General features: G+C 54.1%; 24 protein-coding genes. 18 read left to right on the top strand and 6 right to left on the bottom strand.

All coding sequences use genetic code 11. From position 1 onward, the window contains the following. Window positions 1-18 precede the first annotated feature (18 nt). The 5 genes from moaB to J9880_RS01085 all read left to right on the top strand — a co-directional run bounded on the left by moaB (window position 19) and on the right by J9880_RS01085 (window position 2,562). On the top strand, window positions 19-531 hold the full coding sequence (gene moaB / locus J9880_RS01105; protein ID WP_095921255.1) for a molybdenum cofactor biosynthesis protein B: 513 nt from the start codon (window positions 19-21) through the stop codon (window positions 529-531). A 2-nt stretch (window positions 532-533) separates the two neighbouring features. Further along, window positions 534-1,037, top strand: a complete 504-nt coding sequence (gene moaC, locus J9880_RS01100) for a cyclic pyranopterin monophosphate synthase MoaC (protein ID WP_095921256.1) — start codon at window positions 534-536, stop codon at window positions 1,035-1,037. Next, the gene (moaD, locus tag J9880_RS01095; RefSeq protein WP_095921257.1) at window positions 1,034-1,279 is read left to right on the top strand and encodes a molybdopterin synthase sulfur carrier subunit; all 246 of its coding nucleotides are present in this window, start codon (window positions 1,034-1,036) and stop codon (window positions 1,277-1,279) included. The genes moaC and moaD overlap by 4 nt, the downstream gene beginning before the upstream one ends. A gap of 1 nt (window position 1,280) precedes the next feature. After that, entirely contained in the window at window positions 1,281-1,733 is a 453-nt protein-coding gene (gene moaE, locus J9880_RS01090; RefSeq protein WP_095921258.1) for a molybdopterin synthase catalytic subunit MoaE, read from the top strand. Between the two features lie 118 nt (window positions 1,734-1,851). After that, window positions 1,852-2,562, top strand: a complete 711-nt coding sequence (locus tag J9880_RS01085) for a Bax inhibitor-1/YccA family protein (protein ID WP_013576373.1) — start codon at window positions 1,852-1,854, stop codon at window positions 2,560-2,562. Between the two features lie 210 nt (window positions 2,563-2,772). Here the strand turns inward: J9880_RS01085 and mdtG are convergent, their stop codons facing one another. After that, entirely contained in the window at window positions 2,773-3,975 is a 1,203-nt protein-coding gene (gene mdtG, locus J9880_RS01080; RefSeq protein ID WP_095921259.1) for a multidrug efflux MFS transporter MdtG, read from the bottom strand. 377 nt (window positions 3,976-4,352) lie between these two features. Between mdtG and rhlE the strand changes: the two genes are divergently transcribed. Continuing rightward, window positions 4,353-5,762: an ATP-dependent RNA helicase RhlE gene (gene rhlE, locus J9880_RS01075; protein WP_232769979.1), complete on the top strand. Its 1,410-nt coding sequence runs from the start codon at window positions 4,353-4,355 to the stop codon at window positions 5,760-5,762. Between the two features lie 72 nt (window positions 5,763-5,834). Here rhlE and J9880_RS01070 read toward each other — a convergent pair whose 3' ends face one another. Further along, window positions 5,835-6,482 carry a helix-turn-helix transcriptional regulator gene (locus J9880_RS01070; RefSeq protein WP_095921261.1) on the bottom strand — a complete coding sequence of 216 codons (648 nt, stop codon included), beginning with the start codon at window positions 6,480-6,482 and terminating at the stop codon, window positions 5,835-5,837. A 120-nt stretch (window positions 6,483-6,602) separates the two neighbouring features. Between J9880_RS01070 and J9880_RS01065 the strand changes: the two genes are divergently transcribed. From J9880_RS01065 to pbpG, 3 genes are all read left to right on the top strand, one after another. Further along, complete coding sequence (locus tag J9880_RS01065) at window positions 6,603-8,048, top strand: MFS transporter (RefSeq protein ID WP_232769978.1); 1,446 nt, start codon at window positions 6,603-6,605, stop codon at window positions 8,046-8,048. A gap of 58 nt (window positions 8,049-8,106) precedes the next feature. Next, on the top strand, window positions 8,107-9,036 hold the full coding sequence (gene dusC, locus J9880_RS01060; RefSeq protein ID WP_232769977.1) for a tRNA dihydrouridine(16) synthase DusC: 930 nt from the start codon (window positions 8,107-8,109) through the stop codon (window positions 9,034-9,036). 249 nt (window positions 9,037-9,285) lie between these two features. Beyond that, window positions 9,286-10,224, top strand: a complete 939-nt coding sequence (gene pbpG / locus J9880_RS01055; RefSeq protein ID WP_165497927.1) for a D-alanyl-D-alanine endopeptidase — start codon at window positions 9,286-9,288, stop codon at window positions 10,222-10,224. 190 nt (window positions 10,225-10,414) lie between these two features. Here pbpG and J9880_RS25235 read toward each other — a convergent pair whose 3' ends face one another. Together J9880_RS25235 and J9880_RS01050 are read right to left on the bottom strand one after the other, a co-directional pair. After that, entirely contained in the window at window positions 10,415-10,498 is an 84-nt protein-coding gene (locus tag J9880_RS25235; RefSeq protein ID WP_019105993.1) for a small membrane protein YohP, read from the bottom strand. A 108-nt stretch (window positions 10,499-10,606) separates the two neighbouring features. Next, entirely contained in the window at window positions 10,607-11,236 is a 630-nt protein-coding gene (locus J9880_RS01050) for an aspartate/glutamate racemase family protein (RefSeq protein ID WP_131692606.1), read from the bottom strand. 265 nt (window positions 11,237-11,501) lie between these two features. Between J9880_RS01050 and J9880_RS01045 the strand changes: the two genes are divergently transcribed. The 5 genes from J9880_RS01045 to J9880_RS01025 all read left to right on the top strand — a co-directional run bounded on the left by J9880_RS01045 (window position 11,502) and on the right by J9880_RS01025 (window position 17,004). Then, window positions 11,502-12,221, top strand: a complete 720-nt coding sequence (locus J9880_RS01045; protein WP_232769976.1) for a gluconate 2-dehydrogenase subunit 3 family protein — start codon at window positions 11,502-11,504, stop codon at window positions 12,219-12,221. Between the two features lie 54 nt (window positions 12,222-12,275). After that, window positions 12,276-14,048: a GMC family oxidoreductase gene (locus J9880_RS01040; RefSeq protein ID WP_119826548.1), complete on the top strand. Its 1,773-nt coding sequence runs from the start codon at window positions 12,276-12,278 to the stop codon at window positions 14,046-14,048. Window positions 14,049-14,050: 2 nt separating this feature from the next. Then, window positions 14,051-15,352 (top strand): c-type cytochrome, encoded by a 1,302-nt coding sequence (locus J9880_RS01035; protein ID WP_232769975.1) that lies wholly within the window; start codon window positions 14,051-14,053, stop codon window positions 15,350-15,352. 224 nt (window positions 15,353-15,576) lie between these two features. Next, window positions 15,577-16,236, top strand: a complete 660-nt coding sequence (locus tag J9880_RS01030; RefSeq protein WP_232769974.1) for a hypothetical protein — start codon at window positions 15,577-15,579, stop codon at window positions 16,234-16,236. Between the two features lie 177 nt (window positions 16,237-16,413). Continuing rightward, window positions 16,414-17,004 (top strand): Yip1 family protein, encoded by a 591-nt coding sequence (locus tag J9880_RS01025; protein ID WP_232769973.1) that lies wholly within the window; start codon window positions 16,414-16,416, stop codon window positions 17,002-17,004. 139 nt (window positions 17,005-17,143) lie between these two features. Here the strand turns inward: J9880_RS01025 and dld are convergent, their stop codons facing one another. Continuing rightward, the gene (dld, locus tag J9880_RS01020; RefSeq protein ID WP_095921274.1) at window positions 17,144-18,835 is read right to left on the bottom strand and encodes a D-lactate dehydrogenase; all 1,692 of its coding nucleotides are present in this window, start codon (window positions 18,833-18,835) and stop codon (window positions 17,144-17,146) included. Window positions 18,836-19,041: 206 nt separating this feature from the next. On the opposite strand from dld, the gene phnC reads away from it, so the two are divergent. The 4 genes from phnC to phnE (J9880_RS01000) all read left to right on the top strand — a co-directional run bounded on the left by phnC (window position 19,042) and on the right by phnE (J9880_RS01000) (window position 22,832). Next, window positions 19,042-19,878, top strand: a complete 837-nt coding sequence (gene phnC, locus J9880_RS01015) for a phosphonate ABC transporter ATP-binding protein (RefSeq protein ID WP_095921275.1) — start codon at window positions 19,042-19,044, stop codon at window positions 19,876-19,878. A gap of 120 nt (window positions 19,879-19,998) precedes the next feature. Then, window positions 19,999-20,880 carry a phosphonate ABC transporter substrate-binding protein gene (gene phnD, locus J9880_RS01010; protein ID WP_408637241.1) on the top strand — a complete coding sequence of 294 codons (882 nt, stop codon included), beginning with the start codon at window positions 19,999-20,001 and terminating at the stop codon, window positions 20,878-20,880. A 165-nt stretch (window positions 20,881-21,045) separates the two neighbouring features. Beyond that, a complete protein-coding gene (phnE, locus tag J9880_RS01005) occupies window positions 21,046-21,909 on the top strand; it encodes a phosphonate ABC transporter, permease protein PhnE (protein ID WP_195816855.1) in 864 nt (287 codons plus the stop codon). After that, a complete protein-coding gene (gene phnE, locus J9880_RS01000; RefSeq protein ID WP_232769971.1) occupies window positions 21,909-22,832 on the top strand; it encodes a phosphonate ABC transporter, permease protein PhnE in 924 nt (307 codons plus the stop codon). The genes phnE (J9880_RS01005) and phnE (J9880_RS01000) overlap by 1 nt, the downstream gene beginning before the upstream one ends. A 64-nt stretch (window positions 22,833-22,896) precedes the next feature. Here phnE (J9880_RS01000) and J9880_RS00995 read toward each other — a convergent pair whose 3' ends face one another. Further along, window positions 22,897-24,018: a ribosomal protein uL16 3-hydroxylase gene (locus J9880_RS00995; RefSeq protein ID WP_095921278.1), complete on the bottom strand. Its 1,122-nt coding sequence runs from the start codon at window positions 24,016-24,018 to the stop codon at window positions 22,897-22,899. Window positions 24,019-24,156 lie beyond the last annotated feature (138 nt).

Here is a 24,156-nt window from a genome sequence, read left to right as displayed (position 1 = left end):
CGTTTAAGGAGCAAACTGATGAGCAAAGCCAGTAAAGAGTTTTTGCCTTTATCTGTCGCGATCATGACGGTTTCCGACCGCCGCACCGACGCGGAAGACACCTCCGGGCATTACCTGAAAGAGGCGGTGACGGACGGCGGTCATCACGTTGTCGCGCAGCAAATCGTTAAAGAGAACATTTACAGCATCCGCGCCGTGGTTTCCGCGTGGATTGCCGATGAAAAAATTCAGGCGATTTTGATCAACGGCGGTACCGGTTTTAATGCCGGTAACAATACGCCGGAGGCACTGAAGCCCCTGTTTGACCGCGAAATCGAAGGCTTCGGCGAGTTGTTCCGCATGGTGTCGTTCGAAGATATCGGCACCTCGACTATCCAGTCGCGTGCCATCGGCGGTATTGCCAACCAGACGGTGATTTTCGCCATGCCCGGTTCCACCCGTGCCTGCCAGACCGCCTGGGAAAACATCATTGAAGCGCAGCTCGACGCCCGTCAGGGGCCGTGCAATTTCACTCCTCATTTGAAGAAATAAGTATGTCTGAACTGACACACATTAATGCGTCCGGTGACGCCCACATGGTGGATGTTTCCGGCAAAGCGGAAACCGTCCGCGAAGCCCGTGCCGAAGCCTTTGTAGAAATGGCCGCTGACACGTTGGCGATGATCATCAACGGCAATCACCATAAAGGTGATGTGTTCGCCACGGCGCGTATCGCCGGTATTCAGGCGGCGAAAAAGACCTGGGATCTGATCCCGCTGTGTCATCCGTTGCTGCTGACAAAAGTAGAAGTGAAACTTGAAGCCCAGCCGGAGCATAACCGCGTGCGCATCGAATCACGTTGTCGCCTGAGCGGTAAAACCGGCGTGGAAATGGAAGCCCTGACCGCGGCTTCCGTCGCGGCGCTGACCATCTATGACATGTGCAAAGCGGTACAGAAAGACATGGTGATCGGCCCGATCCGTCTGCTGGAAAAAACCGGCGGTAAATCCGGAGACTTTAACGCAGAAGCCAAAGCCGAAAGTAAGGTGAAAGTATGATCGACATTTTATTCTTCGCTCAGGTGCGTGAACTGACCGGCACCGCCAGCCTGCAACTGCCGTCTGAATTCCCGACGGTGGAAGCATTACGCAACTCGCTGATCACACGCGGCGACCGCTGGGCGCTGGCGCTGGAATCCGGCAAATTGCTGGTGGCGGTTAACCAGACGCTGACCACAATGGCGCATCCGCTGACGGCGGGTGATGAAGTGGCGTTCTTCCCGCCGGTTACCGGAGGCTGAGATGGATCAGACGAAAATTATTGTCGATGCCGCGCCGTTCAGCGTCGGTGACGAGTACAACTGGCTGGCGCAATCTGACGCCGACGGCGCGGTGGTGACTTTTACCGGTAAAGTGCGCAATCACAATCTGGGCAGTCACGTCAGCGCGTTAACGCTGGAACATTATCCGGGCATGACCGAAAAAGCGCTGGCAGAAATTGTTGCCGAAGCGCGCGCCCGCTGGCCGCTGCAACGTGTCTCGGTGTATCACCGCGTCGGGCCGATGTATCCGGGGGATGAAATCGTGTTTGTCGGCGTGACCAGTGCGCACCGTGGCATGGCATTCGACGCCAATGAATTCATTATGGATCATCTGAAAACCCGCGCACCGTTCTGGAAACGGGAAGCCACGGAAGAGGGTGACCGCTGGGTTGATGCCCGCGACAGCGACAAACAGGCCGCTGCGCGCTGGTAAATAGCGGCTCAACCGCACGCAGACCTCCCATGCTTTTCTCTCTATCTGTGATACGCTTTAAAAATCGGGAGGCCATTCCGGCCTCATTTTTCATCCTCCATGCAAAAGGGTAATCATCATGGATCGATATCCACGCAGTAACGGTTCAATTGTTGAACGCGCGAACACCGGCATTCAGGCGTACATGGCGCAAGTGTATGGCTGGATGTTCTGTGGTCTGCTGCTGACCGCATTTGTGGCCTGGTACGCTTCCGGCTCTGAAAAAATCATGAGCTTTGTTTTCTCCAGCCAGATTACTTTCTTCGGTTTGATCATCGCGCAACTGGCGCTGGTGTTCGTGATTTCCGGCATGGTGAACCGACTGAGCGGCACCGTCGCTACCGGTCTGTTTATGCTGTATTCCGCACTGACCGGCCTGACGCTTTCCAGTATTTTCCTGGTCTACACCGGTGATTCCATCTTCGGGACTTTCATCGTTGCCGCCGGGATGTTCGGTGCGATGAGTGTTTACGGTTACGTGACCAAGCGGGATCTGACCGGTATCGGCAGCATGCTGTTCATGGCGCTGATCGGCCTGGTGCTGGCGTCACTGGTGAACATGTGGCTGAAAAGCTCCGGCCTTGCGAACATCATTTCCTATGCCGGTGTGCTGATCTTCGTCGGCCTGACCGCGTACGACACGCAGAAGCTGAAAAATATGGGTGCGCAGTTGTCCGCAGATGATCGCGATAACTTCCGTAAATACTCCATTGTCGGCGCACTGACGTTGTATCTCGATTTCATCAACCTGTTCCTGATGTTGCTGCGGATTTTCGGCAACCGCCGTTAAGGGTTTTTGATTGCAAATATGAGAGAGGGGCACTGAGAAGTGCCCCTTTTTTTATGCCGGCTGGTGAGGTTTATTAGCTCCCTCCCCTGCGAAGGGGAGGGTTGGGGTGGGGTATTAAGGTCAAAAAATGAATGCTGAAGTGTACAGGGATAAGGGTGTCAGCCCTTAAAACCCCCTCCCGTCCTCCCCCTTCGCAGGGGGAGGAGCACATCAAACCCGCACTCTCCCCGTCGGCACCCGCCGGAAACTCCACCACACCTGAACGGTGTTAAATAACACCAGCACCGCCGTGACGATAAACACCCATCTGAAGCCAAGCAGGGCGGAGGCACTGGAGCCAATCAGCGGCCCGACCACATTTCCGAGATACATAAATGACTGGTTGTACCCGAATATCCGGCCGGTGACCTGATCGCTGCTGTATTTCACCAGCAATGCCTGAACCGCAGGCATCAGCGCACCATCGCCGAAACCGAGCATGAAGCGCAGGATACCCAGCTGGGTCGGCGTATTAATCAGCGCCATCAGACAGAACAGAATGAAGCAAAACACCAGCGCGGCGATAAGAATACGATGCGCGCCAATGCGGTCGCCGAGTTTGCCGAGTTTGGGCGCAGCCATCAGCGCGGAAACCCCCGGCACGGCGGCGATCACCCCGCTGATAAAGGCAATATTGCTGGTGTCCGATGACAGTTCACGGATAAACAGTGTCAGGATCGGGCTGATAGAACCATTCGCCAGCTGAATCATCATGGTGGTGACGAACAGACTGACAATCAGCCACGGATAAGGCAGCGTAGTGAATACCGCTTTACCGCTCAGCCGGTTGGCTTTGGTCACCGGCACCACGCGCTCTTTGATCAGGAATAAGGTGATCAGGAAGCTGATAAACAACATGCCGCTGGTGACGAAAAACACCGTGCGCAGGCCGAGGTGGTCAGCCATAAAACCGCCGAGCAGCGGGCCGATAATCACGCCCGACACCTGACCGGTAGACAGCGTACCGAGCGCCCAGCCGCTTTTATCACGCGGCACCTGCGAGGCGACCAGCGCCATGGCATTCGGAATGTAACCGGAGGTCAGCCCCATCAGCGTACGCAGGATAAAAAGCTGCCAGACATTGGTGGCGAATCCCTGCAACATCATGACAATGGCCATGCCCAGTGCGGCACGCAGCAACATCAGTTTACGACCCTTACGGTCCGCAAGACTCCCCCACAGCGGCGCAACAATAGCGGAAACCAGAAACGTGCCGCTGAACACCAGCCCTGACCACAAACTCAGGGATTCATGCGACGTCACACCAAGCTGTTCGATGTAGAGCGGTAGAAAAGGCAGGATCTGACTCATCGCCATGCCGGTAAAAAAACAGCCCAGCCAGACGGAGATTAAATTTACTTTCCAGGTTTCCATGTTGCAGCGAGGTAGCCTTATGGACAGAGGAGTGTGAGAACCGAAGCATAGCAATCAAATCTGTGAAGTGGGACGCAAAAAGTGGGAACCCATTCATCAGGTTTATAATTGATTATCCTGTATCAAAGTTTCGGATTATGACGGCAGATTATGCCGCCCGAAATCGCAAGCAGAGATTACCGTTTTCACCTTCAGTTACAGGCGAAAGGCAGATAACTTCACGCGGGGCGGCGTTCTGTGCTACTATCCCCACAACTGGCGCACTGCAGTTTGTGCCGAATCCTCGTGGTAATGCCTCATTTGCCTCGTCTGATCATCCACTCTTGAAACTGCACCGAACCCCGTTCGGGTTAGAGTGGACTGGAGCTTTTCCTTATATGTCATTTGATTCCCTCGGCTTAAGTGCCGAAATTTTGCGTGCTGTTGAAGAACAGGGCTATCGCGAACCTACGCCTATTCAGCGTCAGGCTATTCCTGTCGTGCTGGAAGGTCGTGACCTGATGGCGAGTGCGCAGACCGGTACCGGTAAAACCGCTGGTTTTACCCTGCCGCTGCTCAATATGCTCAGCCATACCAACGCGCAATTCAAAGGACGTCGCCCGGTTCGTGCGCTGATCCTGACCCCAACCCGTGAGCTGGCGGCGCAGATTGGTGAAAACGTACAGGCTTACAGCAAATACCTGACCCTGCGTTCGCTGGTGGTATTTGGTGGTGTGAGCATCAACCCGCAGATGATGAAACTGCGCGGTGGTGTGGATGTGCTGATCGCAACGCCTGGCCGTTTGCTGGATCTGGAACATCAGCGTGCTGTTGATTTATCTCAGGTTGAAATTCTGGTGCTGGATGAAGCCGACCGCATGCTGGACATGGGCTTCATTCATGACATCCGTCGCGTGCTGGCGAAACTGCCTGCCAAACGTCAGAACCTGCTGTTCTCCGCGACCTTCTCTGATGAGATTAAAGGTCTGGCGAGCAAGTTGCTGACCAACCCGGCTTCCGTGGAAGTCGCGCGTCGCAACACCGCGTCAGCGCAAATTGAACAAAGCGTTCACTTTGTTGATAAGAAGCGTAAGAGAGAACTGCTGTCTCAGATGATCGGTGAAGGCGACTGGAAACAGGTGCTGGTGTTTAACCGTACCAAGCATGGCGCAAACCATCTGGCTGAACAGCTGAATAAAGACGGCATCACTGCCGCCGCTATTCACGGCAACAAAAGTCAGGGCGCACGTACCCGCGCACTGGCCGATTTCAAAGCCGGTTCGATCCGTGTTCTGGTGGCGACCGACATCGCTGCGCGTGGTCTGGATATCGACCAGTTGCCGCACGTGGTGAACTATGAACTGCCAAACGTGCCGGAAGATTACGTTCACCGTATCGGCCGTACCGGTCGTGCGGAAGCCACCGGTGAAGCGATTTCTCTGGTGTGTGTCGATGAACACAAACTGCTGCGTGATATCGAACGTCTGCTAAAACGTGAAATTCCGCGCATCGCGCTGGAAGGCTACGAGCCAGACCCGAGTATCAAAGCTGAGCCGATCATTAATGGTCGTCAGGGCAGCGGCGGCGGCGGTCGTGGCGCGCCACGTCAGGGCCAGCGTCCGGGCGCACCGCGCTCCGGTGCTCCACGTTCAGGCGCTCCGCGTCAGGGCGGAAATGGCCAGCGCAGCGGTACCTCTGAAAACCGTGGTTCAGAAAACCGCGGTTCAGCTGAGAACCGTCCGGCACGTTCGCGTCCTGCACACGTAGGCCAGCGTCGCACCGGCAATGCGGGCAGCGGCAACAAATAAGTTCCAGCTGACTTGCTATCAAACCGCCTTCACCGGCGGTTTTTTTTTCGCCTGCGTTCTGCCTGATCTGATTTATCTGATCACATAGGCACAACGGCGTGCGCCCTGCAAAATATGCTCGGTGCGCTCGACGCTGGCTTCCAGCACCTCGCTGAACACATCCCGCTCGGCCCGGCAAAACCCCTGACAGGTTGTCGCGGCAGCGCAAATCGGGCAGTGATTTTCGACAAACAGATAACTGCCGTCTTCCTGCATTTTCCAGTCCGCCATATAACCTTCCCGCGTGCGGATGGCTGTCAGTCTTTGCAGCTTTTCTTCCAGTGATTGCGCCCCCGACATCGCCTGCCGGTAATTCTCCAGCGTCTGACTTTCCCGCGAGGTGATCAGCTGATCCAGGGCGGAATCGCCCAGCGAGGTACGGATCAGCTGCAAAAGTTGTACGGTAAGATCGGCGTGAGCATCGGGGAAACGCGCATGGCCTGCGGCGGTCAGTTGCCAGAACTGCGCCGGGCGGCCGACACCCTGCGAGACGGCTTTGGCCTCCACCAGACCTTCTTTTGCCAGCTTCACAAACTGCTGGCGTGCCGCCTCGCCGGTGGTGCCCAAAAGGTGACCGGCATCACTGGCCTGTAATTCCCCACGGGTTTTCAGCAACGTCAGCAGGCGTTCTGCCACACTTTGTCTGACGTCATTTTTATTTTCCAGGTCACTGCTTGACATATTGCCTCGCCGGGTTCTAGATTACCCAAAACATATTCCAAGTTATTTCTTGTTTTAATAATACCACAACCACTACGCGCTTCAATGTGTGGAAAGCATAAACCAAAGGGATGCACAGAAATGTCGGCAAGTCAGAACGGATGGGCGGATTTATTCAGCGCAGAAAACCGGGGCAGCGCCATCACCCTGAGTGCGGGCGTCGCGCTTTACGCCACCAACAGCTACATCGTGATCACGATTTTACCTTCCGTGGTGCAGGATATCGGCGGGCTGGCCTGGTATGCGTGGAACACCACGCTGTATGTCGTCTGCTCCATTCTCGGCTCGGCGCTGTCAGCACGGCTGATGCGCAGCGCCGGTCCACGCGGCAGTTATCTGATGGCAACCGGTATTTTTATTGCCGGTGCCGCGATTTGTACCGCCGCGCCGAACATGCCGGTGTTGCTGCTCGGCAGGGCATTGCAGGGGCTGGGCGGGGGATTCCTGTTTGCGCTGTCCTACGCGATGATCAATCTGCTGTTCAGAGAATCGCTCTGGCCGCGGGCGATGGCGCTGATTTCCGCCATGTGGGGTATCGCGACGCTGGTCGGCCCTGCGGTGGGCGGTATTTTCGCGGAACTGCACGCCTGGCGCTGGGCATTCGGTTTGCTGCTGCCGGTCACCTCGTTGTTCGGGCTGTGGGTGTGGCGGATCCTGCCGAAATCCCGGCGCGACACACAACCCGCAGAACCGCTGCCGCTGTTGCAGCTGGCCTTGCTGACCGGCGCGGTGCTGGTGGTGTCGGCGGGCAGTCTGTCTTCCTCCGGGCTGATTAACCTGCTCGGATTTGTGATCGCGGTGGTGATGATTTTGATTCTGCGTCACCGCGAATTTACCGCCGATGTCCGGCTGCTGCCGCGCAACGCATTACGCCGTTCCTCACCGCTTTACGGTTTGTATCTGGTGATGACGCTGCTGATTATCGGACTTGGCTGCGAGCTGTTTGTGCCGTATCTGCTGCAACATTTACACGGTCAGACGCCGCTGGCGGCCGGATATATCACGGCTGCCGCTGCCGCGGGCTGGACATTAAGTGAAGTGGCGAGTTCCGGCTGGACCGGCCGCCGTGCCGATGGCGCGATTATTTTCGGACCACTGATCCTGGCCGCCGGTCTGCTTTTATTGCTGTTCACCGTGCCGGTGGCGTTTGGTCTGGCGTGGCTGAACATCAGCGGCGTGGTACTGGGGCTGACGCTGGCCGGTTTCGGTATTGGTCTCGGCTGGCCGCATCTGCTGACCCGCGTGCTGCAACAGGCACCGGAAGACGATCGCGAAAAAGCCGGTGCGTCGATCACCGTCGTGCAGTCTTTTGCGGCGGCACTCGGCGCGGCATTAGCCGGTACGGTGGCTAACTTTGCCGGTGTGGATCAGGGCGACAGCGGCGCAGCCCGCGCGGCATTCTGGATGTTCCTGCTGTTTGCCCTCCCTGCGTTACTGGCTGTGTGGATTGCCTGGCGCTCCGTGCGGGTCAGGCGTCTGCACGGCGGGGCGAAAACATCATTAAACGGCGATTTGTCTCAGGGATAATTGCCCGGCGGCGGGCCTTGCGGTAATCTTGCGCGTCATTTTTAAAGGTTGAAACCCGATGCGCGTATTACTGGCTCCGATGGAAGGTGTGCTTGATCCTCTGGTTCGTGAACTTCTCACTGAAGTGAACGACTACGATTTGTGCATCACTGAGTTTTTGCGCGTGGTCGATCAGCTCCTGCCCGCGAAATCCTTTTATCGCCTGTGCCCGGAATTACATCACGCCAGCCGTACGCCGTCCGGCACTCAGGTGCGCGTGCAGTTGCTCGGTCAGTATCCGCAGTGGCTGGCTGAAAATGCCGCCCGCGCCGTGGAACTGGGATCTTACGGTGTCGATCTCAATTGTGGTTGTCCGTCAAAGCTGGTGAACGGCAGTGGCGGCGGGGCGACACTGCTCAAAGATCCGGAACTGATTTATCAGGGCGCGAAGGCCATGCGCGCCGCTGTTCCCGCGCACTTGCCGGTGACGGTCAAAGTGCGTCTCGGCTGGGATTCCCTTGCGCGCAGTGTTGAAATTGCCGATGCGGTACAACAGGCCGGTGCCACCGAACTGACGGTGCACGGACGCACCAAAGAAGACGGTTATAAACCCGAGCGCATTAACTGGCAGGCGATTGGCGAGATCCGCCAGCGGCTGACCATTCCGGTGATCGCCAACGGCGAAATCTGGGATTACGCCAGCGGACAAGCCTGTATGCAAACCACCGGTTGCGACGCAGTGATGCTCGGACGCGGTGCACTGAATATCCCGAATCTCAGCCGGGTGGTGAAATACAACGAACCGCGTATGCCGTGGCCGGACGTGATGACGTTATTACAGAAATACACCCGTCTGGAAAAGCAGGGCGATACCGGTTTGTATCACGTGGCGCGTATTAAACAGTGGCTGAGCTATTTGCGTAAAGAGTATGAAGAGGCGACTGAGTTATTTACTGAAGTGCGCGTGCTGAAGACGTCGAAGGAAATTGCCGAACGCATCAACCGGTGATGCCATGATGTCTTTCCACGGGCAGAGAGATGACAGAATTTGGAGGGACGCTTTTAAGCGTCCCTTTTTCATTTCAGGCTAATCTTACGCAAGTGTTCACTTACTCGCCATTCCACGGACTGCGGGTGGTGATGACAGACTTTGTGACAAATAGAAGTGAAAATTGCGGGTGCTAAGACTATTCGCCTCACTTATAATTCAGCCCGCTGTTTCGACATAACTTTATGACAACTTTCTAAATACAGAGCAATGCATGTGAAAATCCGTCTTCTGGTTCTGAGCTTATTAGCCTTAAATACAGGCATGTTGTCTGCACCTGCTGCGATCGCTGCAAAGCACGAGCAGGCCGTCGCCCCGATTGTTCAAATTGCTTCCGGCAGCGCCATGGTGGTGGATCTGAAAAGCCACGAAGTGATTTATTCCCGTAACCCGGATGAGGTGAGGCCGATTGCCTCCCTGACCAAACTGATGACCGCGATGGTGACGCTGGATGCGAATCTGCCCCTTGATGAAGTCATCAACGTCGATATCAGCAATACCCCTGAGATGCGCGGTGTGTTCTCCCGTGTGAAACTCAACAGTGAAATCACCCGCCGCCAGATGATCCAGCTAGCACTGATGTCCTCGGAAAACCGTGCGGCAGCCAGCCTCGCCGCGCATTATCCGGGCGGTTATACCGCATTCATCAATGCGATGAATGCAAAAGCCAAATCGCTGGGTATGACTCACACGCATTACGTTGAACCGACCGGTTTGTCGCCACGCAACGTCTCCACCGCGCGCGATTTAACGCGGCTGCTGCTGGCTTCACAGCGTTATCCGCTGATCGGCCAGCTGAGCACCACCGCAGAGAAAACGGCCGTCTTCAGCCATCCGGCGTATGCGCTGCCATTCCGCAATACCAATCATCTGATCATGAATCCGTCCTGGAATATCCAGCTGACGAAAACCGGCTATACCGACGAAGCCGGTCATTGCCTGGCCATGCGCACCACCATTAATGGCAAACCGGTGACGCTGGTCGTCATGGATGCCTTCGGGAAATTCACGGCTTTCGCGGACGCCAACCGTCTGCGCACCTGGATGGAAACCGGCAAAACCGTGCCTGTCCCGCAGATTGCTAAGAACTACCGCAAACAGAAAGAGCAGCAGAAGACGCAGCCATCCGTCGAAGAAGCCGACGACTAAAATACCCGTCATACTTCAAGCCGCAGATGCGTTGGCTGCGCTCAGGCGCCCGAATCACTGACTTGATGTCAGCTCATCGGGACTTCTTTACTTGCCGCCTTTCTGCGACTCGAATTATTTAGGCTATTAATGAAAATGAAAAAGTCCGGCCATGTGCCGGACTTTTTGTTTGCAGGGAATGAGCGGATGATCAGAAAATCAGTTTAAATACCCCTGTGAGGGTCAGTAAGCCGACGATAAAGATGATGGCGATGATCCACAGAATAATTTTCATGTTATCTCCTTAACACACTCTTCAGTCGTCATCGGCGATCCGGCTAAGCCAATGATATTCCTTATCAGTATAGTCTCTGCCTGCCTTTTTGCTTGCTGACTACCGTACTCAGGCCAGCGCCGCGCGTAAACCGCAGGCTGGACTGGTGAGCGGCGTGCCCGTTTGGGTCAGCTGCGCCGCACCGGTCATCGATGCCTGCGCCAGCACCACGCAGGCCGCTCCTTTCCTGTATTCCGCGTCAGCCGCCGCCGCGATGGTCTGCAAATACCCCGCCAGATCCCCCTGTTTAAACTTTTCCCATGCGCCGGGCACAAGCCGCATTTCAAGTTGTGCCAGCGGGTGGTTTTCCACCAGCATAAATAACTGACGTGTTGGCTCCAGCGTGGTTTCTACCGCGCAGAGCGCCACCACCTGACCGGGTGTTTTCATGGCCTGTTCTGCCAGCGCCTGATCGACCCGTAAAACCGGCACAGCGGCACTTTCGCTGGCAAGCGTGGCCGCAGGCCCCAGCGTCGAGCAGGTGAGTAACACGCGGTCAGCATTTTCACTCAGGGCCAGCAAGACATCCGCCGTTTGCTGACGGATTTCATCGGTCAGGCCGCCTGCCTGTTCGGCAGCGGCCAGCAAGTCAGGGCGGGAAATGTGCAGAAACTGATGCTGACCCAGCCCGAGAGCCTGCGCGGTGGTTTCAAATACCGCAATATTGCTGTCCGCCGTATGTAAACACGTAATGCGCATGAATCTCTCCTGCAGAATGTTTGCCTCAAAATTGACGATTTTTTAACCGCCGGGAGGGCGTTTTCGCCTGTAAAAATGTGTTAGTTAGTGTACTCACTCAATTCAAAATAAATAACCTGTTGATTTAAAATAACTAAAGTATGAACCAGTTGGTTCAAAATATCTTACTTTCACCTAACATCTTCGTATAATCTCCGTCACAAAATGAAAGCCCATTGCTGTTGTGGGTACATTCCTATCAGGGCGCGTGAGCAGGAGAAATTACGTGAAACGCAGACATTTTCTGACCTCGATGGCGGTGCTGTTATTCAGCACCGCGCTGAAGGTTAAAGCCAAAATTTTCTCGGGCGGTATGCCGTGGATTATCCATTCGGTTCGTCCGCCGGAGCCAGTGGTAGCGGGCGAGTGGACATTTTTCACTCCCGAAGAAGTCAGTCTGGTCGAAACACTGGCCGACCGCATTATTCCGCCAGACGAACTGAGCATCGGCGGTAAAGAAGCAGGCTGCGCGGTGTTTCTGGATCGCCAGCTGAGCGGCGATTACGGCAAGGCCGTGACCACTTACCGCCTCGGGCCGGTGATTCAGGATGGCTTACCGCAGGCAGGGCCGCAATACAAAGATACGCCCGCCGAACGTTACAGGCTGGGGCTGGCCGCGCTGAATACGGTGGCGAAAGCCCGCAATGGCGGGAAAAACTTCACTGAACTCACCGGCGAACAGCAGGACGATTTACTGCGCCGCGTGGAATCCGGCGAAATCCCGCTGGCAGGTGTCAACGGCCCGCTGTTCTTCAACATGCTGGTGCAGAACATGCGCGAAGGGTTCTTCTCCGATCCGCTCTACGGCGGCAACAAAGATATGGCGGGCTGGAAAATGCTCGGGTTCCCCGGCGCGCGTTATGACTTCCGTGATGTCATCGACCGCCGTGGGGAAGACTTACATATCGAACCCGTCAGCATGCTGACCCGATACGAAAAATCATAAAACCGCCCACGAACGGTCATTGATTGAATTGATTTTTGCAGGAGTACATGTCGTATGAGTAATCAACGTGAGAAGGTCGATGCGGTCATCGTCGGCCTCGGATGGGCCGGTTCGCTGATGGCGAATGAACTGACGCTGGCCGGACTGAATGTGGTGGCGATTGAGCGCGGTTCATGGCGCGACACCAGTAATGATTTCCCGACCACCATCGATACCGACGAACTGCGTTTCGTCAGCCGCCGCGCCATCATGCAGCCGACGGCGGTGGAAACCCTGACATTCCGTAACAACCCGATCCAGCAGGCGTTGCCGCTGCGTGAATTTAACACCTATCAGTTTGGCATGAATGTCGGCGGGGCGGGTACCCACTGGAATGGCATGACCTGGCGCTTCCTGCCATACGATTTTCAGAGTTACAGCCAGACGGTTGAGCGTTACGGTAAGAATAAATTCCTCGACGGTATGCAGGTTCAGGACTGGGGCGTTACCTTTGCTGACGTCGAACCTTTCTACGATAAATTCGAACGCTACGCCGGGACTTCCGGGAAAGCGGGCAACATCAAAGGCGAAAAAATCGAAGGCGGAAACGTCTTCGAAGGGCCGCGCAGCCGCGATTATCCGTTGCCACCACTCAAGCGCACTCAGTTGTCGATGATTTTCGATAAAGCCACCCGCGAAATGGGCTATCACCCGTTTGCCGTACCCGCTGGCAACACGTCAGACGCCTATACCAATCCGCTCGGCATCAATATGGCGCCTTGCACTTACTGCGGATATTGCGAATTCTTTGGCTGCGGCAACTGGTCAAAAAGCAGTCCGAATGCCTGTATCCTGCCTGCGGTAATGCAGCGCCCGAATTTCACGGTGATCACCGAATCGGAAGTCTTGCGTGTGAATAAAGCCGCCGACGGCAAAACCGCCACCGGCGTGACTTTTATCGGCAGTGACGGTGTGGTGTGGGAGCAACCGGCAGATATCGTGGTGATTTCTGCCTACCAGATGGATAACGTGCGTCTGATGCTGCTTTCCGGAATCGGCAAACCGTACGATCATAAAACCGGCGAAGGTGTGGTGGGCCGTAACTATGCTTATCAGACCGTGTCCGGTGCAGGCTTCTTCTTTGAAGATGAAATGATGAATCCGTTTATCGGCGCCGGTGCGCTGTCGCAGGCCATTGACGATTTCAACGGCGACAACTTCGATCATACCGATCACGATTTCATCGGCGGCGGTGTGGCGCTGGTGCACTCCACCAATGGCCGTCCGATTGGCTATTCCAATAACGTTCCGCCGGGTACGCCGCGCTGGGGCGCAGACTGGAAAAAAGCGGTCAAACACAGCTATCAGAACTACAACAACATCTACTGCATGGGTAACAGCTACCCGCACCGCGATGTGTTCCTCGATCTCGATCCTGAATATAAAGACCGCCACGGCCAGCCGCTGCTGCGTGTCACGTTCGACTGGATCGAAAACGATAAACGGTCAGCGAAATTTATGGCCGACCGCTCGGTTGAAATCGCGCACGCTATGGGGGCAAAAACCGTTGTGCGGCAGGAACCGACCACCAAGCCGTTCTCACCCATGGATAACCTTTCCTCGCACACCACCGGCGGTGCCTGTATGGGTGACGATCCGAAAACCAGTGCGGTAAACCGTTATCTGCAAAGCTGGGATGTCCATAACGTCTTTGTGTGCGGGGCTTCCGCTTTTGCCAACAACGGCGGATATAACCCGACCGGGACCGTGGGTGCGCTGACCTTATGGGCAGCCGAAGCCATCAAAACCCAATATCTTAAAGCGCCTGGTCCGCTGGTGAGGGCCTGAGCATGAGCGTGAAAAAGACATTAGCAATTATCGCGGGCGTGGTTGTCATTGGCGGCCTGGGCTTTGTTGGTTTTAAAACCTGGCACAACGCCAGCCAGTCGGGCGAGTTTCAGGCACCGCCTTCAGCAGCGATGACCGGCAAAACCGCCATCGAACGCGGCAAATATCTGGCGCTGGCGGGAGACTGCGTAGCCTGTCACACGGCGCCGGGCGGCGGTAAACCTTTTGCCGGTGGCTACGGGCTGAACACACCGTTCGGCACGATCTACGCCACTAACATTACGCCGGATAAACAAACCGGTATCGGTGGCTGGACCGATCAGCAGTTCATTAATGCGGTGCGTAACGGCAAAGGGATCAACGGCGAGAATCTGTATCCGGCGATGCCTTATAACGTCTACGCGAAGGTCAGCGATCAGGATCTGAAAGACATTAAAGCCTACCTGAATACCGTGCCTGCCGTGCATTACGACGGCCCGAAAACTGACCTGCCGTTCCCGTATAACATCCGTCTGATGATGTTTGGCTGGAATTTGTTGTTCCTGGATACGGCACCGTTTAAAGCGGATCCGTCGCAGTCAGCTGAATGGAACCGCGGGGCTTATCTGGTGGAAGGTCTGGGGCACTGTACCTCCTGCCATACGGCGAAAAACCCGCTGGGCGGCGATAACTTTGGCGTGCATTTGCAGGGCGGAGAGTTGCAGGGCTGGTACGCTCCGGAAATCACCGGGAACCGCCGTCAGGGCATCGGCGACTGGCGTAATGACGAGGTAGTTCAGTACCTGAAAACCGGAGCGAATTCACGTACCGTGGCCGCAGGTCCGATGGCGGAAGCCGTCACCAACTCGCTGCAACACCTGTCAGATGCTGACCTGCACGCCATTGCGGTGTACCTGAAAAGTTTGCCGGGCAGTAAAGACGGTTCCGCGCCTTTAGCGGCTACGTCCGCCATGGCGAACGGCAAGGCACTGTATGCCGATAACTGCGCGGCCTGTCATCAGAATTCCGGGGAAGGGGTGCGCAACATGGTGCCTGCGCTGAAAGGTAATAACGGTGTTCAGGCTACACAGCCGACCAACATTCTGCATGTGCTGATGAACGGTGCGCAGGGGGCGGCAACGGCCAGCAATCCGACCAGCGCCGATATGCCGGAATTTGGCTGGAAGCTGACCGATCAGCAGATGGCCGATGTGAGTACCTACATCCGTAACGCCTGGGGAAATCAGGCGCCGGCGGTCAGCAAACAGGAAGTCGCGAAAGCACGTCACGGACAGGGGGGTGCAGCTGCGTTGCACAATCCCTGACACTACCGTCAGGCACTAAAGTTAAACTGTTAAAGAGCCTCGTAAGAGGCTCTTTTCATTGGTATTTATTCATCCAAACAATGCAACGATGGCATGTATAGATACATAAATGATCGCGTGTTTATCGAGAAGGAAATTGATTTGAGGTGGTTATTTATCCAGTGCAAAATGCCTGCGAATTAAGGATTTCTAAACAGGGAAAGCTCACGTGAGGGACAACAACCATGTTTCAGCTCCGCACACTGGACATCTCACCCGTCAATCCGATGCTCTATTTTCCGGGCGCGTCAGTCTGGCCGGAAGAATACAAAGGAAAACCGCAAATGGAAAAACACATGCAAAATCAGATCAACAATATTGAAAAACAGGGGATCAAAAATGGCGAGGAAATTGCCGGGCTGAGTCTGCGGGTCGGGAAGGTGGAGCAGCAGATCACTCACCTGACAGAAGTGGCCACGGATACCAATCTCCGTGTCGGCAAACTGGAATATCAGATGGTGACACTCACTGATGCGGTGACCGATATCGGAGTGCGGGTCGGCAAAACCGAACAGAACATCTGCCGCATTGACGGGCATCTGCTCAGGATTGACGAACGACTGAAGCATATCGATAAACAGTTTGAACAAGTCGATAAACGGTTCGAACAAGTCGATAAACGGTTCGAACAAGTCGATAAGCGTTTTGAACAAGTTGATACAAGGTTTGAACAAATCGATAAACGGTTTGAACAAGTGGATGCACGCTTTGTGAAGATTGAAGCCTCACTAAGCGCCATGCAGGCGATGTTTTATAACCTCATGATCCAGCAGACCCGCTGGATTATCAGCATGATGCTGGTCTTGGTAGGCGTGACGTTTACGGCGGCCCGCTTTATCCACTAAGGGCGTCCTGTTGCGGGCTGTCGCTGATTTCGATGAGCGGCCCGCAACAGCAAAATAATCAAAAACGACTATAATATAAACAGGTCGCCACCTTCCTTGTGCCCTGATCTGACGGGCATCCCCGAAGGTTTATCACTGCACGCCGCTGGCGGCTTTCGGCGTACAAGGGGGTGTATCATGGCAAATCATGTTTGGGGACTGATATCCCATCCGGATTCCGAACTGCTGCAAATCCAGCGTGAACGGGAAACCGTTTCACATATGTATTCCCACCATGTTCTTTTAATGGCGCTTATTCCGGTTGTCTGTTCCTTTATCGGTACGACACAACTTGGCTGGAATTTCGGTGACGGCGAGAAGCTAATGGTTTCCATGTTCACCGCATCCTATATCGCTGTTATTTTCTATGTTCTGATGCTCGTCGCCGTGGCACTGATGGGGCGGATTATCTACTCGATGGCACGTCGTTATGACAGCCGTCCGACACTCAACAGCTGTATTGTGTTTGCCGGTTATGTTGCCACACCGATGTTCCTCAGCGGGATCGTTGCGCTTTATCCGATGGTCTGGTTATGCCTGTTCGTCGGGCTGATCGGTCTGTGTTACAGCGGATATCTGTTGTATCTCGGCATTCCGAATTTCCTCAATATCGACCGTCGCGAAGGGTTCCTGTTCTCCAGTTCCACACTGGCAATGGGCGTTCTGGTCTTAGAGCTACTTCTGGCTCTGACGGTGATCATGTGGGGTTACGGAACACAGTTATTTTAACGTAATGGCTATCTTACTTGCCATTTTGCCCCCGGGCAGTGCTCGGACTCCTCACGTACTTTATGTACGCTCCGGGTCCTCCGCGCTGTCCGGGAACAAACTGCCTGCGCCGACTACGCCATTCCTCTTTTGAAGGACATTATTCCTGCCAGTTTTTCAACTTACTGGTTTTCCCGATCCCCGGATTGAAGCTGTTGGTCGGGTCAGCCTGCCGGTAAAATTCTTTCAGATGCGGTTTTGCCAGATACAAATGCCCGACGTTATGCTCGGCCGGGTATTCCGCCCCTTTGGCATCGAGAAGTTCTAACATCCGGTGTTTTAGTGCCTTGCTGTTTGCCCCTTTTTTGACAATGTAATCCTGATGGAAAACGTGGCACATGAAATGGCCGTAATACAGTTTTGCCACCAGCTGATTGTCGATATCTTCCGGTAAAGTTTCAAACCAGTCCCGGTCATTGCGACGCAATGCGATGTCCAGCGCCAGAATATCTTCCACTTCTTTCTCATGTACCGCGTGATACCGCACGGCGGCACCTGCTGCGGCGAAACGGTGCAGGAAGGCTTTCTTACCTTCGTCGGCGGAACAGATAAAGAAATCGCCCTGACCGTCGCTGAAAAATCGCGTCAAAAAGGTGCGGGCCTCATCAATGCCGGGGCCGGACATTTTCAGCAGTAAATGGTGTTCGAATTTGTCACGATACTGTTTCATCCGTGGCGGAAGATGATTGGGCAGCGCTTTGCTCAGACACTGCATCACACGGTCGCTGAAGTTTTTCGGCAGGAAAGGGACTTTACTGGCGTGCGCATCGAACTTGCCTTTGGCGGTAAACATATCCGGCATTTTGTCGGTGCCAAGTTTGTCGATCATCAGGAACGTGTCTTTGCCGTAGACTTCGGTGATATCGAAAATATCGCGATGCATATATTCACCGGCCACCGGCAGATTCGCAAAATCACGGAGGATCTGACGGCGCAATTCGGTCAGCACGGCGGTATCGTTGGTGCCGATATAAAAAACCTGCTGCTGGGTTTCTGCCGGAAAAGTATCCAGACGCACAGCGAAAACCGCCAGCTTGCCCGCGCAGCCCGAGGCTTCAAATAAGCGTCGTTCATCGGCATTAAAACGTGAAGGCGTATCAGCATCCACTTCACGAACGCGAGAGGCATAATCATGATCCGACGCCAGACGCTGGTCATGCTGGATATCGGTTTCCAGATAATCGCCTTTTTCCAGACGCGTCAGGATTTCTTCCGGCGTTTCACCAAGATTTATCCCCAGATGGTTAATCAGCCGCAGTTCGCCCTGCGCATCAATTTGTGCATACAGCGCCATTTCGGTATATGCCGGACCGCGCTTCACCAGCGAGCCGCCGGAGTTATTGCAAATCCCGCCGACCACCGACGCGCCAATGCACGACGAGCCAATCACTGAGTGGGGTTCGCGGTTATAAGGCTTGAGGATTTTTTCCAGCTTATAGAGCGTGCTGCCGGGGAAACCGATCACCTGATGGCCGCCGTCGAGCAGTTGGATCTTGTCCAGCTTCAGCGTACTGAAAATGACAATGTCGCGATCATAGTCGTCACCGCTGGGCGTTGAGCCTTCCGTCAGGCCGGTATTGGCCGCCTGCATAATGACAATCTTGTCGGCGGCGATGCAGACTTTGAGCAACTGCCATTGCTGCAACAAGGTCTGCGGAAAGACCACGGCCAGCGCCTTGCCGCCACCGGAGCGGAATCCTTTACGGTAGCGTTCGGTGTTGCTGTCGCCGGTTAATACGTGGCGGCTGCCGGCGATCTCTTTCAGCGTGGTGATGAGTGACTGATTATCCATTTCATCTTCCTTTTTTGATGTGATGCCTTCTGATCATAGACTTAAATGACAGGTATTAAGTTAAACGCCATTCGGGATATCCGTTAGGTAATTTCACTTAATCTGTTGCATTTTTGTCATGCGCTGTCCATTAAATCGTCATTGATGTGTCATAAAACTCGCGCTTAATGAACGCCAGATAATGAAAGCAACCGAGAGACAGCATCATGGCGCAAGCTCAACTTAAGCTGGCACAGGCTGAATATCCTCAGACCGGGCCACAACATCTGAACAAAGTGCTGGACGTGAAAGGCCTGGTGAAATCCTATAAATCGGGTCAGCGCGTTCTGGATGACATCAACTTCGACCTCCACGCTGGCGAGTTCGTGGCGGTGATTGGTCGTTCCGGTGCCGGTAAATCGACGCTGCTGCATGTGCTTAATGGCACCATTCCGTTAACGGATGGCAGCGTGGTGTGTCATTACGAAAACGGTGAACAGCAGCAACTGGCTGGCCTGACGGGCAAAGCGCTGCGTCGCTGGCGTTCCGGTTGTGGCATGATTTTTCAGGATTTTTGTCTGGTGCCGCGTCTGGATGTGCTGACTAATGTGCTGCTCGGCCGCCTCAGCCATACTTCCACGTTCAAATCTTTCTTTAACCAGTTCGACGATGAAGACCGCGCCCGCGCCATCTCTCTGCTCGAATGGTTACATATGCTGCCGCATGCCTTGCAGCGTGCTGAAAACCTGTCCGGCGGACAGATGCAACGCGTGGCGATTTGTCGCGCACTGATGCAAAACCCGAAAATTTTGCTGGCTGATGAACCGGTTGCGTCGCTGGATCCGAAAAATACCCTGCGCATCATGAATGCACTGAAAAAAGTCAGTGAAGAGAATATTGCCGTGATGGTCAATCTGCACTCGGTGGAACTGGTAAAAGATTACTGCACGAGGGTGATCGGCATTGCCAAAGGGCAGATTATTTTTGACGGTCATCCGGAGCAGTTAACCGAGGGCATTTTGCATCAGTTATATGGTGAAGAACACGAAGCAATAAACAGTTAAACAATAACGTTAATTATTTTTGCAGTGCTTATTTCTACTTTCTCTCAATCTACACAAGGTCATCATTACATGAAGAAGTTATTACGTCTGGCAGTTTTCGTAGCAGGTTCTTTTACCGCGATGCACAGCATGGCAGAAGATGCCCCTAAAGAATTAAATTTAGGTATTTTGGGCGGGCAGAATGCCACCCAGCAAATCGGTGATAATCAGTGTGTAAAAGATTTCTTCGATAAAGAATTAAACGTCGATACCAAACTGCGTAATTCTTCTGACTATTCAGGGGTTATTCAGGGTTTATTAGGCAAGAAAGTCGATATGGTATTGAGCATGTCACCGTCATCTTTCGCCTCAGTCTATATTAATAATCCGAAAGCCGTGGATCTGGTGGGTATTGTGATTGACGATACCGACAAATCCCGTGGCTATCATTCGGTGGTGGTGGTAAAAGCCGACAGCCCGTACCAGAAATTGTCAGACCTGAAAGGGAAATCATTCGGTTTTGCCGACCCGGATTCCACCTCCGGCTACCTGATCCCGAACCAGACCTTCAAAAAAGAGTTTGGCGGTACCACGGATAACAAATACAACAACTTCTTCTCCAGCGTCACCTTCTCCGGCGGTCACGAGCAGGATATTTTGGGTGTGCTGAACGGCCAGTTTGAAGGCGCAGTGACCTGGGCCTCGATGATCGGCGACCGCGAAACCGGTTATACCTCCGGCGCATTCAACCGTATGATCCGCATGGACCAGCCGGATCTGATGAAGAAAATTCGTATCATCTGGGAATCTCCGTTAATCCCTAACGGCCCGATTTTAGTGCGCAGCGATTTGCCACCGGCATTTAAAGCCAAGCTGGTTTCGGCCATTAAGAAACTGGATAAAGATGACCACGCCTGCTTCGTAAAAGCCGTTGGCGGTAAACAACATATCGGCGAAACGTCACTGGCTGAATATCAGCAGATTATTGATATGAAGCGTGAGCTGACCAAAGGCAGTCGCTAACCCGTAGCTCCCTCCCCTGCGAAGGGGAGGGTTGGGGTGGGGTATTAATGGCAACTCAGAAAGCGAAAGCGTTTACCGTTATTGTTGTTTTTAATACCCCCTCCTGGCCTCCCCCTTCGCAGGGGGAGGAATAATGATTATCTCCTGCAAATCGGAAATATTATTTTGAACAAAGACTTCAATCGTTATTACCAGCAGATACGCGGTAAACAAAAGCGGGAGGCGCTGATCTGGTCAGGGCTGATGCTGTTGTTATATCTGTGGTCAGGCAATGTTTCCGAGCTTAATTTAAAAACGATTTTTGTTTCCGCACCGAGTTTTTTTGATTATATCGGCCAGACGGTGCCGGTATTGCACTGGTCATTATTATTTGCTGACGGACATACAGAAGGGTCACTGGCATATTGGGGATATCGTCTCAATATACAGTTGCCGCTGATTTGGGAAACTATTCAGCTGGCATTATCTTCGACCATCTTATCGACGGCGCTGGCCGTGGTGCTGGCTTTTCTTGCGGCGGGCAATACGGATTCACCGAAATGGGTAAAATTCAGTATCCGGACTTTTGTGGCTTTCCTGCGTACCATGCCGGAACTGGCCTGGGCGGTGATGTGTGTGATGGCTTTTGGCGTCGGCGCTATCCCCGGCTTTATCGCACTGACCTTACACACTGTCGGCAGCCTGACAAAACTGTTCTATGAATCCATCGAAACCGCATCGGATAAACCGGTGCGCGGTCTGCGGGCCTGCGGCGCCGGGCGTCTGCAACGTATGCGCTTCGCCATGTGGCCTCAGGTCAAACCGATCTTCTTGTCCTACAGCTTTATGCGTCTGGAAATCAACTTCCGCCAGTCAACCATTCTCGGACTGGTCGGCGCGGGCGGTATCGGGCAGGAGCTGATGACCTCGATCAAACTGGATCGCTATGACCAGGTCAGCATGACCTTGCTGCTGATTATTCTGGTGGTCTCGGCGATGGATTATCTTTCCGGCAAATTGCGTAAACGCGTTGTAGAGGGCACTTTCTGATGTTAACTGATGCGCTCGAACCTCATGTGGTCAGCGGCCTGAAGCAGCAGCACGGGCATTTGTTTGCCGCGCAACGCCGCTATCTGCGCTATCTCGCGATACTGGCTGTGGCGATTACGCTGTATTACGTCTATTTCTTCAGTTATTTCGGCATTCCGTGGAGTGAAGTGGTACGCGGCACCCGGGAAGTCGGACGTTATTTCCTGCGGATGTTTGTCTGGCACAACGTTTCCGAATGGCCGTTCACGTATTACTTCTCGCAAATTGCCATCACGCTGGCAATTGTGTTCGCCGGTACCATCACCGCGTCTTTTCTTGCGTTACCGCTTTCCTTCCTGGCGGCGCGAAATGTGATGTCGACGCCAGTACTCAGGCCGGTCTCAATGGTTATCCGCCGCATTCTTGACGTGCTGCGCGGGCTGGATATGGCAATCTGGGGGCTGATTTTCGTGCGTGCTGTCGGCATGGGACCGCTGGCCGGTGTGCTGGCGATTGTCATGCAGGATCTGGGGCTGCTCGGTAAACTTTATGCTGAAGGGCATGAAGCGGTGGAACGCTCACCAAGCCGCGGTTTGCGGGCGCTCGGCGCTTCCCCGTTACAGACGCACCGTTTCGGGATTTTCACTCAATCCTTCCCGACATTTCTGGCACTTTCGTTGTATCAGATTGAATCCAATACCCGTTCCGCCGCCGTGCTTGGCTTTGTTGGCGCGGGGGGCATCGGTCTGGTGTACGCGGAAAACATGCGTCTGTGGAACTGGGATGTGGTGATGTTTATCACGCTGATTCTGGTGGCTATCGTGATGACCATGGATAAAATCTCATCGATGCTGCGCGCCAAATATATTCTGGGTGAAGAGATTGATTTGTTCGTGCCGGAAGAGCGGAAAATGAAGCCGCCGGTCGAACTGTACCGTCCGTAAATAAGATAAATAAAAAGGCGGCCTCCGCAGGGAAGCCGCCTTTTGTCATTTGATTTTCGAAGGATTACTCGTCGAAATACCAGTAACCCTGGTTCACTAAATCCGTTAACACGGCGACAAATTCAGGATCCTGCAACGCGGCACCCAGCTCTTTCTTGCTGATGCTTATGTAACGGCAAAGTGCATCGGCGGCGGCATGTTGGGTGGTTTCCAGTGCTTCGCTGTTCACGAAGAAACGGTCACCGACGTTCAGCACACGCAGACCGCTCAGACGGATCAGGGTATCGCCCTGCATCAGGGCATCGACAATTTCATGTGCTTCATAGGCCGGTTCAACGGGCGCGATATCCAGTTCATGGCGCGGCGTGGTGGCGAAACGACCGAACCACTGTTTGAAATCTTCCGGCTGGCTGATCATCTCAACCATCATCTGGCGCACACGTTCCAGTTCATACTCTTCCACTTTGCCGACGTGGTCGCGAAGGGTTAAATCCGGGTCGCTGTAATGATTGCCGCCCAGATCGTTTTCCAGCGCATAGTCAGCAAAACTGCTGATGAAATCACGGCTGTTAGGGCCACGGAAACCGACGGAATAGTTGAGGGCGGTTTCATGGGTAAAGCCGTCATGCGGGAAGCCCGGTGGAATATACAGAATGTCACCCGGCTCAAGATCTTCATCAATGATTGGCGTGAAGGGATCGACATGCAGTAAAGCCGGATGCGGACAGAACTGACGCATCGGCAAAGCATCGCCCACACGCCAGCGACGGCTGCCCATCCCCTGAATGATAAACACGTCATACTGGTCGATATGCGGGCCGACACCGCCGCCCGGCACGGAATACGAAATCATCAGATCATCTAAACGCCAGTCCGGCAATACGCGGAAAGGTTTCACCAGTTCAGCGGCGGGCAGATGCCAGTGATTCACGGCCTGCGCCAGCAACGACCAGCCGGTTTCACCCAGCCCGTCAAAATGTTCAAAAGGCCCGTTGCTTGCCTGCCATTCCCCGTTTTTGTGGCTCACCAGACGGCTGTCCACTTCAGGTTCCATCGCAAGGCCTGCTAACTCATCAGGCGAAATAGGATCGACAAAATTGGAAAACGCTTTTTTGATAACAACAGGTTGTTTTTGCCAGTATTTCTCTAAAAATTCCGGCCAGTCCAGATTGAGTTCATACGCCATGTGATTTACCAGTGGGAAGACAAACGGGCCTGATTATAGAGAGGGGAACGGGTACGGCGCTTTGTTGTGCATCAAGGCTTGGTAAATGAGAAAGGAGTGACAGAGCTAAATCAATAACTCCTCCCCTGTGAAGGGGAG

Source organism: Rahnella victoriana, from assembly GCF_021276285.1.
In the GTDB taxonomy this organism is placed as follows: domain Bacteria; phylum Pseudomonadota; class Gammaproteobacteria; order Enterobacterales; family Enterobacteriaceae; genus Rahnella; species Rahnella victoriana.
Note: the sequence above shows the minus strand (reverse complement) of the source record. Positions and strands in the feature narration are given on the sequence as shown.

What these genes read in the sequence shown, in the direction of transcription:
- phnE (WP_232769971.1), top strand. Translation starts at nt 21,909, where the DNA reads ATGTTAACTGATGCGCTCGAACCTCATGTGGTCAGCGGCCTGAAGCAG.
- pbpG (WP_165497927.1), top strand. Translation starts at nt 9,286, where the DNA reads ATGCATGTGAAAATCCGTCTTCTGGTTCTGAGCTTATTAGCCTTAAAT.
- J9880_RS01025 (WP_232769973.1), top strand. Translation starts at nt 16,414, where the DNA reads ATGGCAAATCATGTTTGGGGACTGATATCCCATCCGGATTCCGAACTG.
- J9880_RS01085 (WP_013576373.1), top strand. Translation starts at nt 1,852, where the DNA reads ATGGATCGATATCCACGCAGTAACGGTTCAATTGTTGAACGCGCGAAC.
- J9880_RS01050 (WP_131692606.1), bottom strand. Translation starts at nt 11,236, where the DNA reads ATGCGCATTACGTGTTTACATACGGCGGACAGCAATATTGCGGTATTT.
- dld (WP_095921274.1), bottom strand. Translation starts at nt 18,835, where the DNA reads ATGGATAATCAGTCACTCATCACCACGCTGAAAGAGATCGCCGGCAGC.
- J9880_RS00995 (WP_095921278.1), bottom strand. Translation starts at nt 24,018, where the DNA reads ATGGCGTATGAACTCAATCTGGACTGGCCGGAATTTTTAGAGAAATAC.
- J9880_RS25235 (WP_019105993.1), bottom strand. Translation starts at nt 10,498, where the DNA reads ATGAAAATTATTCTGTGGATCATCGCCATCATCTTTATCGTCGGCTTA.
- J9880_RS01070 (WP_095921261.1), bottom strand. Translation starts at nt 6,482, where the DNA reads ATGTCAAGCAGTGACCTGGAAAATAAAAATGACGTCAGACAAAGTGTG.
- mdtG (WP_095921259.1), bottom strand. Translation starts at nt 3,975, where the DNA reads ATGGAAACCTGGAAAGTAAATTTAATCTCCGTCTGGCTGGGCTGTTTT.
- moaC (WP_095921256.1), top strand. Translation starts at nt 534, where the DNA reads ATGTCTGAACTGACACACATTAATGCGTCCGGTGACGCCCACATGGTG.
- moaE (WP_095921258.1), top strand. Translation starts at nt 1,281, where the DNA reads ATGGATCAGACGAAAATTATTGTCGATGCCGCGCCGTTCAGCGTCGGT.
- dusC (WP_232769977.1), top strand. Translation starts at nt 8,107, where the DNA reads ATGCGCGTATTACTGGCTCCGATGGAAGGTGTGCTTGATCCTCTGGTT.
- J9880_RS01040 (WP_119826548.1), top strand. Translation starts at nt 12,276, where the DNA reads ATGAGTAATCAACGTGAGAAGGTCGATGCGGTCATCGTCGGCCTCGGA.
- rhlE (WP_232769979.1), top strand. Translation starts at nt 4,353, where the DNA reads ATGTCATTTGATTCCCTCGGCTTAAGTGCCGAAATTTTGCGTGCTGTT.
- moaB (WP_095921255.1), top strand. Translation starts at nt 19, where the DNA reads ATGAGCAAAGCCAGTAAAGAGTTTTTGCCTTTATCTGTCGCGATCATG.
- phnD (WP_408637241.1), top strand. Translation starts at nt 19,999, where the DNA reads ATGCACAGCATGGCAGAAGATGCCCCTAAAGAATTAAATTTAGGTATT.
- phnC (WP_095921275.1), top strand. Translation starts at nt 19,042, where the DNA reads ATGGCGCAAGCTCAACTTAAGCTGGCACAGGCTGAATATCCTCAGACC.
- J9880_RS01065 (WP_232769978.1), top strand. Translation starts at nt 6,603, where the DNA reads ATGTCGGCAAGTCAGAACGGATGGGCGGATTTATTCAGCGCAGAAAAC.
- moaD (WP_095921257.1), top strand. Translation starts at nt 1,034, where the DNA reads ATGATCGACATTTTATTCTTCGCTCAGGTGCGTGAACTGACCGGCACC.
- J9880_RS01030 (WP_232769974.1), top strand. Translation starts at nt 15,577, where the DNA reads ATGTTTCAGCTCCGCACACTGGACATCTCACCCGTCAATCCGATGCTC.
- J9880_RS01035 (WP_232769975.1), top strand. Translation starts at nt 14,051, where the DNA reads ATGAGCGTGAAAAAGACATTAGCAATTATCGCGGGCGTGGTTGTCATT.